Source organism: Arthrobacter sp. Sr24, from assembly GCF_054511175.1.
In genome coordinates, this window is sequence record NZ_JBTNDB010000036.1 from 14,442 (window position 1) to 28,100 (window position 13,659).

Genomic DNA, 13,659 nt, shown 5'->3' on the forward strand with positions numbered 1-13,659 from the left:
GGGCAGTGGCGCTAGCCATCTGCGCAGCCCTGGCCCTCAACCTGCTCATGGCCGGCACGCCCAGCTCCATCTGGCATTTTCTACCGTGGCTACTAGTGCGCACCGACGGCCTTCCCCTTGCTCAAGCCAATGGACAGCAGCTCACTGCCCTTGTTGCGCCGCAATTAGAAGTCCTATCCAAAAGGTCTAGCCGCCAGCAACGTTACGTTCTTCGCGCGCGAGGAGCCTGAGATACTCGCACGCGAGGTGCCGCCAAAGTGCCGCCAACCCAGGAAGTGAACCCCTTTAGTAGAGGCTCAGCAGTAGCCAAATGCACTGCCGGAATGGCCAGCTAAAAACTTCCAACAGGTCCAATAACGCGCCACACGACGGCCACGGAGGCCCTTTTAGCGCAAGACCCCACAAATTAAATCCACTCGCGAGAACAGCAGGATCGGCAGACTATCCTTTTGAGCAACATACATTTCGCACTCAACACGCCACGAATATTCTTTCCACAGGTCATTGACCTCACTGCAAATAGCTAATATGTTTGAGATCAGAACTTATTAAAGCTCTGTACCACTACATTGGAGGCATCCCATGGCTCTCGAGCCCACCCGCGAAGACAAATTTTCCTTTGGTCTTTGGACCATTGGCTGGAATGCACAGGATCAGTTTGGCTCGGCAACGCGGCCGCAGCTGGACACTGTAGAGGCCGTCAACAAGCTCAGCGATTTGGGCGCCTACGGTCTGTCGTTCCACGACGACGATCTGTTCCCCTTCGAAGCCACTGCCGCTGAGCGTCGCACAGAGATCGACCGCCTCAAGGGCGCCTTGGACTCCACCGGCTTGGTGGTTCCCATGGTGACCACCAACCTGTTCAGTAACCCGGTATTCAAAGATGGCGGCTTCACCTCAAATGATCGCGAGGTGCGTCGATTCGCGCTCCGCAAGGTCATCGAGAACATTGATCTTGCTGCTGAGCTGGGGGCTGAAACCTTCGTCATGTGGGGCGGCCGCGAAGGCAGCGAATACGACGTGGCCAAGGACATCCAGGGCGCGTTGGAACGCTACCGTGAGGCTGTGAACCTGCTCGGCGATTACGTCACCGACAAGGGTTACAACATCCGCTTCGCCATTGAGCCCAAGCCGAACGAACCCCGCGGCGATATCCTGCTCCCCACCCTCGGCCACGCTTTGGCGTTCATCGAGACGCTGGAACGTCCGGAACTGGTGGGCATCAACCCGGAAACCGGTCACGAGCAGATGGCGGGACTGAACTTCACCCATGGCATCGCCCAGGCGCTATACCAGGGCAAGCTGTTCCACATTGACCTCAATGGCCAGCGCGGTGTGAAGTTCGATCAGGACTTGGTATTTGGCCACGGCGATCTGCAGAACGCCTTCTCCCTCGTGGACCTGCTAGAAAACGGTGGCCCCAACGGCGGCCCTGCCTACACCGGCCCCCGCCACTTCGACTACAAGCCCTCACGCACCGAAGACATCAACGGTGTTTGGGATTCAGCCGCCGCTAACATGCGCATGTACCTGCTGCTGAAGGAACGCGCTGCCGCATTCCGCGCCGATCCCGTGGTTCAGGCAGCTCTGACTGCTTCCAAGGTTGCCGAAATCAACCAGCCCACCCTCAACCCGGGCGAAGGCTACGACGCGTTGCTGGCTGACAAGTCCTCCTACGAAGACTTCGATTCCGCAGCCTACTTCGGCGGCAAGGGCTTCGGTTTCGTCCAGCTCCAGCAGCTCTTCCTCGAGCACCTCCTCGGCGCCCGGTAAGTCAGCATGAGTCTCGTTGCCGGAGTCGATTCCTCGACTCAAAGCTGCAAAGTTGTTGTTGTCGATTCCAGCACCGGGCAAAGCGTGCGCACCGGCAAGGCCTCCCACCCGGACGGAACTGAAATTCATCCGTCCCTGTGGTGGGAGGCCTTGCTTTCCGCCATGCACGACGCCGGTGGGCTGGCTGATGTTTCTGCCATCTCCGTCGCGGGTCAGCAGCACGGCATGGTTTTACTGGATTCCGCCGGGCAGATCATTCGGCCGGCCCTACTGTGGAACGACACCCGTTCGGCGCAGTCCGCCACCGATCTGATCACCGAGGTGGGGGCTGCTGCCCTCGCCGAGCGCTGCGGATCTGTTCCGGTTGCATCCCTAACCATCACCAAGATCCGATGGGTCCGTGACAACGAACCCGAGAATGCTGCTCGTGTTGCTGCCGTGGCACTACCTCATGACTGGCTGACCTGGCGGCTTCGCGGTTACGGTCCTGCGGATCAAAGCCCGTTGGGTCCTGATCTAGAGCAACTGACAACGGACCGTTCCGATGCCAGCGGCACCGGATATTGGTCTCCTCAGATGGAAAGCTACGATCTAGAGCTTTTCGAAGCGGCCTTTGGCCGTTTCGCCCGGGAAGCCGGTTCGGAAAATGGCGTTGCTGACGGTCCGGCGGTGATCCTCCCCCGAGTGGCAGGACCAGCAGAATCAGTCGGCACGGTTCACGAGTCGCTCTTTGAACAAACCATCGAGGAACCTGTGCGGATCGGCGCAGGCGCAGGCGATAATGCCGCCGGCGCCCTAGGGCTCGGAGCGGCAGCAGGTGACATGGTGGTTTCGGTGGGGACCAGCGGCACGGTATTTGCCGTTGCCGAGCAGCCCAGCAGTGATGCCTCCGGAACTATTGCAGGATTCGCTGACGCCTCTGGCGCTTACCTGCCCATCGCCGTCACCTTGAACGCAGCCAGGATCCTCAGCTCTGTGTCATCGTTGTTGGATGTCAGCTTTGATGAGTTCGCGGAACTGGCGCTAGCCGCCCAACCGGGTAGCGACGGGGTCGTACTTGTTCCTTATTTTGAAGGCGAGCGCACCCCTAATTTGCCGCATGCCAAGGCCAGTTTTCATGGTCTGAGCATTTCCTCAACCACGCGCGAGAACATGTCCCGCGCTGCCATTGAGGGCATGCTGTGCGGTTTGGCTAGCGGGCTCGGAGCCATTACGGCAACCGGGGTGGCCGCTAAACGTCTGCTGCTCATTGGCGGTGCCGTGCAAAATGCTGCGGTTCAGGTGGTGGCCGGTCAGGTGTTTGACGTCCCGGTAGTCATCCCCACACCGGGTGAATACGTTGCTCGTGGCGCCGCTGTGCAGGCTGCGTGGATGCTCCAGGGCGAACGTCCGGACTGGCCGCTGGAGACCATCGCCTCCCCCGCTGCCGATTTCCGTCCGGAAATCTTAGCGAATTACCAGGAAGCAGCGCGAAAAGCATAGTCCGCCGCTAAGGTCGCGCTTGCTCATTTGCGCTTCCTCGGTCCCGCTTCGCTTCATCCTTCGTCTCGCGAGACCTCAGACACGGCCCCCTAAACCGCGGTTTTGGCGGCCATATCTGAGGTCTCGCGGCGGGAAAATCAGCCAAAATCCGTCCGGCTGTTCAACCAGCCTTTGTTTGACCGAGTCGCCAGGTTTTGCGGATCATCCCAGCCGCCTGCGACCAACATGCGGGCAATCTTGGTGATGACCACGATTTCCCCTGCCCGCATATCGTCCTTATTGATCAGGACCTGATGCCAGCCCAAGGACCTCGTGACAAAGTCTCGATCATGATCGCTGGACTGCTGCGCCGCAGTGAAATGGTGCAAACCATCATATTCAGCACAAGTCTTGTACTCCTCACATGCCAAGTCGGGCCCCACTTTGCCATTGCCGTCCACGTCCTTGATCTCGACGTTATGGTCAAAATTGGGCAACGGTGAACGCATGATCAGCAACCGCAGATTGGTTTCAGGAGGCGAGTCAGAACCGACTCGGGCCAGTTCCATCGCTAGCCGTAGCCGTTTCATACCTCGAGCACCAGCATGCCGGGTAAGGTAGTCGCGCAGCTGGCCTAATTCCACGCGTGGGTAGACGTCCCGACCAAAGGAGCGGTGATGCTCAGAAACAATTTGGTCTGCGAGCACCACTAACTCGTCGATGCCCAACTGCGGAGCAATATCCAAAAGCGTTCTCTCCACGGTCGTGACGGCAATCCCAGCCACCGTCGTCACCTCCCAAGGTTCGAGGCGCATGGCATGGCCCGTGATGCCCCTCCGTCTGGCTTCGTTTTCTTTGCGCGGTCTTGTCACATCGATGCAAGGAAGTTCCTCGAAACGCCAAGGTAGCCACAGTCCGTGGAGAACTGCCGCGGTGGCATGGCTGATGATGCCATCCGGTGTCACCGCAAGGTAGGCCCGGCACCGGTCCATGAGCGTCGGTGGGACGGCCACCGGGAAACGAAGTGCACGACTCGTCGTCTGCAGGTCGCGCCCACGCGTTCGCTTGCGAGATATGCCTGCACTCCGCGCTTCCTCGAGAGTGAACGGCCTCTTCTGGAGATGGCGGGGCAGCGGATTCAATCTGTCCATGCCCCATTAATGCCAAAAATAGACGGAGATTGGGCCGTAATTCGGGCAAAGTGAGAAATCTGTGGATAACGGGTCCATTTTGCCTAGTGAATTGTCAAAAAACTTTCCAGGACCGTGCTGTCCAGCTTGTCTTTTCCGGACTGGATCCATCGAGACCGGGGCGTTTACCTAGAGCACGGGCTCCCTAGTTAGCTCCTCAGGGATTCGTCACGCCCAGCACGCTCAAAACGACCGCGAGTCCTCACATCTGGCCCCCTGCGAGCGATTTAGGGGGCCAGACGTGAGGACTCGCGGATACTGAGAGGTCACGCGGTGGTCCCAGCCCCAGCCCCAGACCCCCCAGCGCCGGTCCCAGCAGCCCCAGTCGCCGCGGGCGCCTTCACTTCGGCGATTTTCCTCTTCGGGGTACGGTTGGCCAGACGCTGCTGCAGCATGACGGCCGCTACGATGATCACACCCTTGACAATGTTCTGCACCGATGTGGACATGTTGTTTTGTGTAAACACGTTCGTCAGAGTGGAGAAAAGCAGCACACCTAACACGGTGCCCATGATGCTGCCGCGCCCACCAATGAGCAGTGTGCCACCAACCACCACTGCGGCAATGGCGTCGAGCTCGAGCAGCAGTCCGTGGGTTGAGGTTCCGGCTGTGGTGCGGCCCAACATGATGACTCCACCAATACCGGCGGTCAGCCCGGCCAGTCCGTAGACGTATACGAGGTGACGCTTGACGTTGATGCCTGCCAGTCGCGCTGCCTCCAAGTTGCCGCCAATGGCAACTGTGCGGCGGCCAAAAGTGGTGCGGTTGAGCAGGAACCAGCCTAGGGCCACCACAACGGCGAAGATCCAGATCAGCACCGGAATACCCAGCAGGTTACCGGCCAAAGCGGACTTAAATTCGCTGACAACAACAATTTGGGTGGTGCGGTTGGCTAAGAGTTCTGCCAGACCACGCGCTGCCACCAACGTGGCGAGAGTCGCGATGAACGCCACCACATTTCCGTAGGCGATCACAATTCCGTTAATCAGCCCTACGATGACACCGGCAGCCAGGGCCACCACCACCATGACAATCCAATGCGTTTCAGCAGCGAATGCCTGAACCCAAGAGAGGGTGGCCACCACACTGGCCAGCCCCAACACGGAACCGACGGACAGATCGATGCCACCACTGGTAATCACAAAGGTCATGCCAATGCTGACCACGCCAATAACGGCGGCATAGCGCAGAATAACCAAGAGGTTTCCAACGCTGCCAAACCTGTCGCCGGCGGTCAAATAGCCCGCCAACGCCAAGAGGATTAGTGCCACGACCAAGCCTATAGAGCGGACACCGGCGCCGCCCATGAACCGGGAGAGAACGTTCCCGGATTTTGTGATCTCAGCACGTTTCCCGCCAGTATCCTGCGGCGGAGGACTGTTTTCATCGACGTCGACGGACAAGTTCTTCTCGCTCATGCTGCGGATCCTTTCATGACCAAGTCGAGCACGCCGTGCTCGTCGAGGGTGGCTGCGGGGGAAGTGTGGATGACACGGCCGTCAGCTATCACCAGTACCCGGTTAGATAAACCGAGCACCTCATCAATTTCGCTGGAGACCACGACGACGGCGTTTCCGGCGTCGGCAAGCTTTCGAATCAAGGCGTAGATCTCGGCACGTGCGCCTACGTCAACGCCGCGGGTGGGCTCATCGAGCAGGAGCAGTTCAGTCCCATGCACGAGCCACCTCGCCAGAAGTATTTTTTGTTGGTTTCCACCGGACAGTGTGCGGGTGATCCGATCCGGTTCGGCGGGACGAAGTTCCAGCGCCTCGAGCTGCTCGTGCGAAACCTCCCGCTCGGCCTTCTCGTTGACCATGCCGCCCTTGGCCCAACGGTCGAAGCTGGCCAACGTGATGTTGCGGTAGATTGGCTCATCCAAGATCAGGCCCTGGCTCTTGCGCTCTTCAGGGGACAACCCCATGCCAGCTGCCACGGCTGCCCGCACAGAACCTCGCGCCACCGGCTTTCCGGACATTTTCACTGTGCCAGAGGAAGCCTTTCGAGCACCATAGACAGTTTCCAGAATTTCTGAGCGGCCCGAGCCCACGAGACCCGCCAGCCCAACAACTTCACCGGCCCGGACCTCAAAATTAACACCGGAGAAGACACCAGACAGGGCAAGGTCCTTCACCTCAAGAACGACGGCGGCATCCGGGGCCACGTCCTGAACCTCGGGGAACACATTTTTGATATCCCGGCCCGTCATCAACTTGATCAATTCAGAGGTTGGGGTGGTCTCCACGGGAAGATTAGTGGCCATGGTTCGGCCGTCCTTGATGACAGTGATGCGGTCACCGATCTGGCGAATCTCCTCCAACCTGTGCGAAATGTAGATGACTGCAATCCCGGAAGCCTTGAGGTCCTGGACTACACGAAACAAGTTACTGACTTCGTCGGAGTCCAAGACCGCGGACGGCTCATCCATGATGATCAGCTTGATGTCATGGGATAAGGCTCTGGCCATACTGACAATTTGCTTGTTTGCGGCGGAGAGCGTACCCACTTCTTGGGTTGCAGAAATTTTATTATGTCCCAGCCGCTCCATGAGCTTTCGTGCCAACTTGACGCTGGTTCGCCGGTCAATGATTCCGGCCTTGGCATGTTCGTGGCCGAGGAATATATTCTCCGCCACGGTGAGCCCGTCCACCACGTCCAGCTCCTGGTGCATGGTGGCAATGCCCATCCCAATGGCCTCCATGGGGCTGGCTATGGTGACGTGCTCACCCTGCCAGACGATGTCGCCACTGTCGGGCTGATACGACCCGGAAAGGGTTTTGATGAGCGTGGATTTACCGGCGCCATTTTGGCCCAAGAGGCAGTGGACTTCACCTGGAAGGACTTCAAGGTCCACACCCTTCAACGCTTGGACGCCGGAAAATCCCTTGGTCAAGGAGCGTACTCTCAGCAGAGGACCGTCATGGGCAACATTGATCATAGAGGCAACATAACAGTAAAAAGTAGATTTGGCACCGATTTTTTTGCGACTGTTCCCTGAAAGTTACCGGAATCTATTTTGTTGAAATACAACACGAAAGGGATAACAGAACGATAAAAGTTCTATACAAATCTCTAGTAAATACAAAAAATGCCTGTTATGTTGCTTTAGACGTCAAAGTGGACATCACAGCCTCTTTATTGCTCCCCAGCTGATGATTTTCCCTCCGCAGCGGCGACTCGCACCACCCCACACTGGACCGTCTGGGTCTGAATAACTTTGGAGGAAAAAGATGCGTCAAAATCGTTCACTTCGCCACAGGGTTCTCATGACAACGGGAGCCCTGTTTGCTGTTGGCGGTCTAATTACCGCGTGCACCCCGGGTACAACCGAAGCTGAGACTGGAACAACCAACACCGCGGGCCAGACCCAAGAATCAAGGGCGCCCGGGGACAAGGTCACCATTGGTTTCTCCGGCCCCGCAGCGGACCATGGCTGGATCGGTGCCATCAGCACCGCAGCCATCGAAGCGGCAAAGTCCTTCGACGATGTTGAGCTGGTGGTATCGGAAGGTACCAGCGACGCCAACCTACAGATCAGCCAGATTGAAACGTTCATCAACAACAAGGTTGATGCCATTGTCATGCTGCCCACCGACGGAGCGGCACTGACCGACGTAGCCATCAAGGCTATGGAAGCTGGCATCCCGGTCATCAACGTTGACAGGGAATTCAGCAGCAATTTCGCCGCCCGCACCACCGTTCTTGGTGATAACTACGGCATGGGAGTCAGCGCCGGTACTTACATCTGTGAGCAGCTCGACGGTAAGAGCGACGCCGTAGTAGCTGAAATCGCCGGTATCGATAGCCTGCCCCTGACGCAGGACCGCAGCCGCGGCTTTGAAGAAGCTCTTGGCGATTGTGGCCTGAAGGTCAATAACCGCGTGGCCGCAGACTTCACCGTCCAAGGCGGCGAAGCCTCCACTTCGCAGCTCTTGGCTGCGGCTCCGAAGATCGACGCCATCTGGAACCACGATGACGATCAGGGCATTGGTGTGCTGGCCGCCATCCAGGCCGCCAACCGCAGCGAGTTCTTCATGGTGGGTGGTGCCGGATCCAAGAACGCCATGGAGTCCATCAAGGCTGGCGACTCGGTCTTGCAAGCAACTGTCATCTACCCCTCAACCCAAGCAGCTGACGGTATTGCTATGGCACGGCTGATCGCCCTCGGCCTGCCGGCGTCGGATCTGATCACCCAGGGCGTCCCGAACCGGATTGTGCTCGATGCCCCCGTTGTCACCAAGGACAATGTGGACGAGTACATCGGCGCAGCATTCGCTTCATAGCCTGACCGCGGGGTGTCCACGACAGTATGGCAGCACTGCCACTGTCCCGGGCGCCCCGCCTTTCAGCATTCACCGTCAAAAGTCTTCTCAGCAGCACTCGTTCCTACATTGAGAGAGGTTTTTCATGTCTGACTCACCACGCCCGCTGCGGGTCGCCATGATCGGGGCCGGATTCATGGGTGCGGCTCATTCCCAGGGCTGGCGCGTTGCCCCACGCTTCTTTGACGTGGACGCCACCCCAGAGATGACACTGCTGGTTGCCCGGGACCCCGAAAGAACCACCGCGGCTGCACAACAGTGGGGCTGGGCAGAGACCTCCACTGACTGGCGCGAGGCCATTGCCCGTGACGATATCGACATTATTGACATTGTTACCCCCGGCGATTCTCATGCTGAAATTGCCATTGCAGCGCTCGACGCCGGTAAGCATGTTTTGTGCGAAAAGCCCCTTGCGAATACGGTCACCGAAGCCAAAGCCATGGCTGAGGCGGCCGAACGTGCCGCTAAGAAGGGCGTTTTTTCCATGGTGGGCTTCACTTACCGTCGGGTACCGGCGGCTACTCTGGCCCGTGACATGGTTGCCGCTGGCCGGATAGGCAAGATCCGCCAGGTCCGCGCCTCCTACCTGCAGGACTGGTTGATGGATGAAAACAGCCCGCTCAGCTGGCGGTTGCAAAAAGACCGCGCAGGATCGGGCGCCTTGGGAGATATCGGCGCACACGCCGTCGATCTTGCCCAGTTCATCACCGGCGTGGAGCTGATCCAAGTGAGCGGCACCATGGAAACCATAGTGGCCGAACGGCCGCTGGCCGCCGCATCCACCGGCCTTTCCGGCACCGCGGCTGAAGGAAGGGGAGCCGTCACTGTCGATGATCTGGCCCTATTTACGGGTCGCTTTGGCTCCAAGGACGATGGTTTCCTGGGCTCCTTTGAAGCTACCCGTTTCAGCACGGGACGCAAGAATGCCCTGCGCATAGAAGTCTCGGGTTCCGAAGGCGCTATCAGCTTCGATTTGGAACGGCTCAATGAGCTGGAGTTCTTCGATGCGAGCGCTCCCGTGACCGAGCAGGGCTTCACCACTATTTTGGTGACCGAACCCGAACACCCCTACATCAGCGCGTGGTGGCCAGCCGGGCACATGCTCGGCTACGAACACGGCTTTTCACACCAGGCACGGGATTTCCTCCAGGCTGTTGCCAGCGAAAGCGCACCCACGCCGTCGTTCGCTGACGGATTGCAGGTGCAGAAAGTCCTTGAAGCCGTGGAAGTCAGCGCGGCGGCCAACAGCATCTGGACCTCTCTCTAACCCCATTCATAAGCACCAAGAAATAGGAGACGCAAGTGAGCCGACCGATCACGCTATTTACCGGGCAATGGGCCGATCTACCCCTTGAAGACGTGGCAAAGCTGGCCTCAGGCTGGGGCTACGACGGGCTGGAAATTGCCTGCTGGGGCGATCACCTAGATCCTTGGCGATGGGACGATGAGGCCTATGTTAGCGAAAAACTGGCTCTCTTGGCCAAGTACAACCTGAAGGTCTACGCCATTTCAAACCACCTTAAGGGGCAAGCTGTTTGTGACGATCCCATCGACCAGCGACATCGGGACATTCTCCCCGATCCGATCTGGGGCGACGGCGAGCCCGAAGGTGTGCGCCAACGTGCTGCCGAAGAAATGAAGAACACCGCCAGGCTGGCCGCCAAGCTCGGTGTGAAGACAGTTATTGGTTTCACTGGTTCCAGCATCTGGAAATACGTGGCCATGTTCCCGCCGGTGTCACAGGAACTGATCGACGCCGGTTACCAAGACTTTGCCGACCGCTGGAACCCGATCCTTGACGTCTTTGACGAAGTGGGCGTCCGTTACGCTCACGAGGTACACCCCAGTGAAATCGCCTACGACTACTGGACCACCAAGCGAACCTTGGAGGCTATTGGTCACCGTGAGGCGTTCTGTCTGAACTGGGACCCGAGCCATTTCATGTGGCAGCAGCTGAACCCGGTAGATTTTATTCTGGAATTCGCCGACAGAATCATTCACGTCGACTGCAAGGATGTGAAACTGCGCCTGGGCAATGGCCGCAACGGTGTGCTGGGTTCGCACTTGGCGTGGGCTGACCTGAACCGTGGCTGGGACTTTGTTTCCACAGGCCGCGGAGACGTCCCCTGGGAGGCCAGCTTCCGTGCTCTGAACCAGATTGGCTACGACGGGCCCATCTCCGTGGAATGGGAGGACGCCGGCATGGACCGGCTGTTGGGCGCACCCGAGGCGCTGGCCTTCGTCAAGCGCAATGCCTTTGCCGCCCCAGATGCCGCCTTCGACTCCGCGTTCAAGGCACAGTAACCGGCCCCATGGCGCTACGCGGCCCGCTCCAACACCCGCTCCGTTCGGGTAATATGGAGCGGGCCGCTTGCAAGTTTTTCCCCCTAACGAGTGTGCCGAAAGAGGTGATTTAAGTGGCAGTACCGGATCTTCCAGCTCCTCGGACCGTGCGCAGGGGCAATAACCTTGATGACGTCCGCAGGAACAACTTGGCCGTCGTCTTGAACCTGGCGCACGTTCGCGGACGTTTATCGCGGGCGGATGTCACCCGGGCAACCGGACTGAACCGCTCCACGGTCGCAGGCCTTGTCGCCGAACTCGTTGACTTGGGACTTGTGGAAGAGCAAGAGCCCGGCATGACACATCATGCCGGCCGCCCGAGCCCGATCATTGTGCCTCGCGAAGACGTTGTGGCGATTGCCATCAACCCAGAGGTCGACGCCGTCACCATTGGTTTGGTCTCTTTGTCCGGACGCGTCCTCAAGCGCATCCGCTACGACACTGCCCGGGTGCCCAGCCCTGAGGAAGTCATCAACATTGTGGCAGCAGTTGTGGCTGGCATGCGTGGAGAACTGGATAGTTCTTTCCGCACCGTAGGTGTTGGCGTGGCGGTCCCTGGGCTGGTGCGTGAAATTGACGGTGAAGTGGTTGCCGCACCCCATCTTGATTGGCATGGTGTCCCCTTTTCAGCCATGCTCAGCGCCGCCCTTAAACTGCCCGTCACCACCGCAAACGATGCCTCCACCGGTCTCATGGCCGAGAGTACCTTTGGCGCCGGCCGCGGCGGGCGCAACCATATTTACCTCAACGGCGGCGCCAGCGGTATTGGAGGCGGCATTGCCATTGACGGGCACCCGTTACTGGGAACCAGTGGTTTTGCCGGGGAATTTGGCCACGGACTGGTCAAATCAAACGGCCTCACCTGCCATTGTGGACGGCAAGGCTGCCTCGAAACTGAAGTACGCCAGGAACCCTTGCTGGCAGCATTGGATTTGAGTGGCACCGAGGTTGAAAAACTCGATGCCACCCTGCTGGCCCAATTCTCCCGACCCGGTGGTCCCGAGCCGAAAATTCTGGACCTGGTCCACCAACAGGTTGGCTACCTGAGCGAATCCCTGTGCAGCATTGTCAATATCTTCAACCCGGAGCTGATCATCCTGGGTGGCTTCCTGGGCACCCTGTACGCTACCGAGCCCGACCGCATGGAAGAGATCGTCAAGGCTAAGGCCATGACCGGCCCAGACTCAGATGTCAGGATCGTCCGCGCTGCCCTAGGCCTCGACTTGCTGCTCGTGGGTGCGGCACAGCTAGCTTTTGCCTCTGTGCTGGCAGACCCGGCCAGCATCGCTGAGCAAGAGGCCCTGATCAGCTGACGCTAGGGCTGGGAAACGGCAGAGCACGGTAACGCCCTGCCCCTGCTCACATCGCTCGTAGCTCAGCGTCGGGGGCGGGTCCGCCGTGGTGCCAAAATCTTCTGCACCCAAAGCCCCAGGCCTCCTGACATCACGATTTAATTGATGAGAGTCGGGGTCTCAGGGCTCTTGACATAGCGATTTAGTGGGTGTTCGACTTCGTTGGATTGACGGGGTTTTCATGTTGGCTCGGGCTGTTAATTTCCGCCCTTTTGTGAGATAATAAAGGCGTGATGATTATTGGCGCGGGTGGGTGAAACAATGGTTTCAATGACCACCCAGACTGACTTTCCCGTACTGGCCGACCTCGGCGCCACGCTCATTGGCGATCGTGCTGCACTGATGGAGAACACCGCTGGTGGCAAGGTCTTCATCAATGGCCAGCTGGCCTTTGTCTGGGAGCCGGGGCAGGACGGAATCCGCCGTTTCGCAGCTTCCCAGCTCGTGGATACCGGGGTAGCCCAGGTCAATGAAGTTGCTGCCGGTTTCGGCATCAATACCGAGTCGCTGAGGCGTTGGCGTAAGTCCCTTGAAAACACCGGATTGATGGGACTCGCTCCGGTGAAGAAGGGGCCCAAGCGTCCCTCGCTGCTCACGCAGGAGAAAGCAGTAGAAATTCGTGCTCATCGCGCCGGTGGGGCGAGCCTGCGAGCAACCGCGGCAGCGACCGTGGTCTCTACTGACACGGTCCGGCGCGCCATGGCCATGACCGAAACCCCACTGAATCAGGCCGCCACGACTGATCCTGGCGCCGTGGTTGAAAAGTCACCCGCCCAGCAGGAATTACCGCTCACACCTGCCCCGATGGATCGTGCCAGTGAGCGGGCTGCGGCCAGGGCGGGGCTGCTGCAATCCGCTGCCCCGGTCTTTGCCCCTGCCACCGGTGCCCGGCATGCCGGCTTGTTTCTGGCCATTCCTGCTCTGGAAGCCACCGGCCTGCTGACCTGTGCGAAAGACGCGTACGGTGCGCTGCCGGACGGGTTCTACGGGCTGGAAACCGTCCTGATCGATGCGGTGTTGCGTGCGTTGGCAGGAGAATCCCGGGCCGAGGGAGCAACCCGCTTTGACCCGGTAGAGCTTGGCCGGGTGTTGGGGTTGGATCGGGCCCCTGAAGTAAAGACCATCCGCCGCAAGATCAACCAACTTGCCCAAAGGAGCAAAGCTGGTGAGTTGATTGCCGCCATGGCAAAAAACCATCTAGCCGGCACTGGTCCTGGTGGT

The 13,659-nt window shown here is 59.1% G+C and carries 10 protein-coding genes; 7 read left to right on the forward strand and 3 right to left on the reverse strand.

The window, feature by feature from the left end; translation table 11 throughout:
• The first annotated feature begins 582 nt into the window (after positions 1-582).
• Positions 583-1,773 carry a xylose isomerase gene (gene xylA, locus ACX80D_RS16660; protein WP_459323985.1) on the forward strand — a complete coding sequence of 397 codons (1,191 nt, stop codon included), beginning with the start codon at positions 583-585 and terminating at the stop codon, positions 1,771-1,773.
• Positions 1,774-1,779: 6 nt separating this feature from the next.
• Positions 1,780-3,255 carry a xylulokinase gene (xylB, locus tag ACX80D_RS16665; protein ID WP_459323986.1) on the forward strand — a complete coding sequence of 492 codons (1,476 nt, stop codon included), beginning with the start codon at positions 1,780-1,782 and terminating at the stop codon, positions 3,253-3,255.
• Between the two features lie 137 nt (positions 3,256-3,392).
• Here xylB and ACX80D_RS16670 read toward each other — a convergent pair whose 3' ends face one another.
• From ACX80D_RS16670 to ACX80D_RS16680, 3 genes are all read right to left on the reverse strand, one after another.
• Entirely contained in the window at positions 3,393-4,247 is an 855-nt protein-coding gene (locus ACX80D_RS16670) for a hypothetical protein (protein WP_459323987.1), read from the reverse strand.
• Positions 4,248-4,690: 443 nt separating this feature from the next.
• The gene (locus ACX80D_RS16675) at positions 4,691-5,842 is read right to left on the reverse strand and encodes an ABC transporter permease (protein WP_459323988.1); all 1,152 of its coding nucleotides are present in this window, start codon (positions 5,840-5,842) and stop codon (positions 4,691-4,693) included.
• Positions 5,839-7,314: a sugar ABC transporter ATP-binding protein gene (locus tag ACX80D_RS16680; RefSeq protein ID WP_459323989.1), complete on the reverse strand. Its 1,476-nt coding sequence runs from the start codon at positions 7,312-7,314 to the stop codon at positions 5,839-5,841. The genes ACX80D_RS16675 and ACX80D_RS16680 overlap by 4 nt, the downstream gene beginning before the upstream one ends.
• Positions 7,315-7,651: 337 nt before the next feature.
• On the opposite strand from ACX80D_RS16680, the gene ACX80D_RS16685 reads away from it, so the two are divergent.
• The 5 genes from ACX80D_RS16685 to ACX80D_RS16705 all read left to right on the forward strand — a co-directional run.
• On the forward strand, positions 7,652-8,704 hold the full coding sequence (locus ACX80D_RS16685) for a substrate-binding domain-containing protein (RefSeq protein ID WP_459323990.1): 1,053 nt from the start codon (positions 7,652-7,654) through the stop codon (positions 8,702-8,704).
• A 157-nt stretch (positions 8,705-8,861) separates the two neighbouring features.
• Positions 8,862-10,010 (forward strand): Gfo/Idh/MocA family protein, encoded by a 1,149-nt coding sequence (locus tag ACX80D_RS16690; protein WP_459323994.1) that lies wholly within the window; start codon positions 8,862-8,864, stop codon positions 10,008-10,010.
• A gap of 35 nt (positions 10,011-10,045) precedes the next feature.
• Positions 10,046-11,047, forward strand: a complete 1,002-nt coding sequence (locus ACX80D_RS16695; protein ID WP_459323991.1) for a sugar phosphate isomerase/epimerase family protein — start codon at positions 10,046-10,048, stop codon at positions 11,045-11,047.
• Between the two features lie 113 nt (positions 11,048-11,160).
• Complete coding sequence (locus tag ACX80D_RS16700) at positions 11,161-12,399, forward strand: ROK family protein (protein ID WP_459323992.1); 1,239 nt, start codon at positions 11,161-11,163, stop codon at positions 12,397-12,399.
• A gap of 309 nt (positions 12,400-12,708) precedes the next feature.
• The coding region (locus ACX80D_RS16705) for a putative transposase (RefSeq protein WP_459323993.1) at positions 12,709-13,659 on the forward strand (951 nt) is incomplete at its 3' end.

What these genes read in the sequence shown, in the direction of transcription:
- xylA (WP_459323985.1), top strand. Translation starts at nt 583, where the DNA reads ATGGCTCTCGAGCCCACCCGCGAAGACAAATTTTCCTTTGGTCTTTGG.
- xylB (WP_459323986.1), top strand. Translation starts at nt 1,780, where the DNA reads ATGAGTCTCGTTGCCGGAGTCGATTCCTCGACTCAAAGCTGCAAAGTT.
- ACX80D_RS16675 (WP_459323988.1), bottom strand. Translation starts at nt 5,842, where the DNA reads ATGAGCGAGAAGAACTTGTCCGTCGACGTCGATGAAAACAGTCCTCCG.
- ACX80D_RS16685 (WP_459323990.1), top strand. Translation starts at nt 7,652, where the DNA reads ATGCGTCAAAATCGTTCACTTCGCCACAGGGTTCTCATGACAACGGGA.
- ACX80D_RS16690 (WP_459323994.1), top strand. Translation starts at nt 8,862, where the DNA reads ATGATCGGGGCCGGATTCATGGGTGCGGCTCATTCCCAGGGCTGGCGC.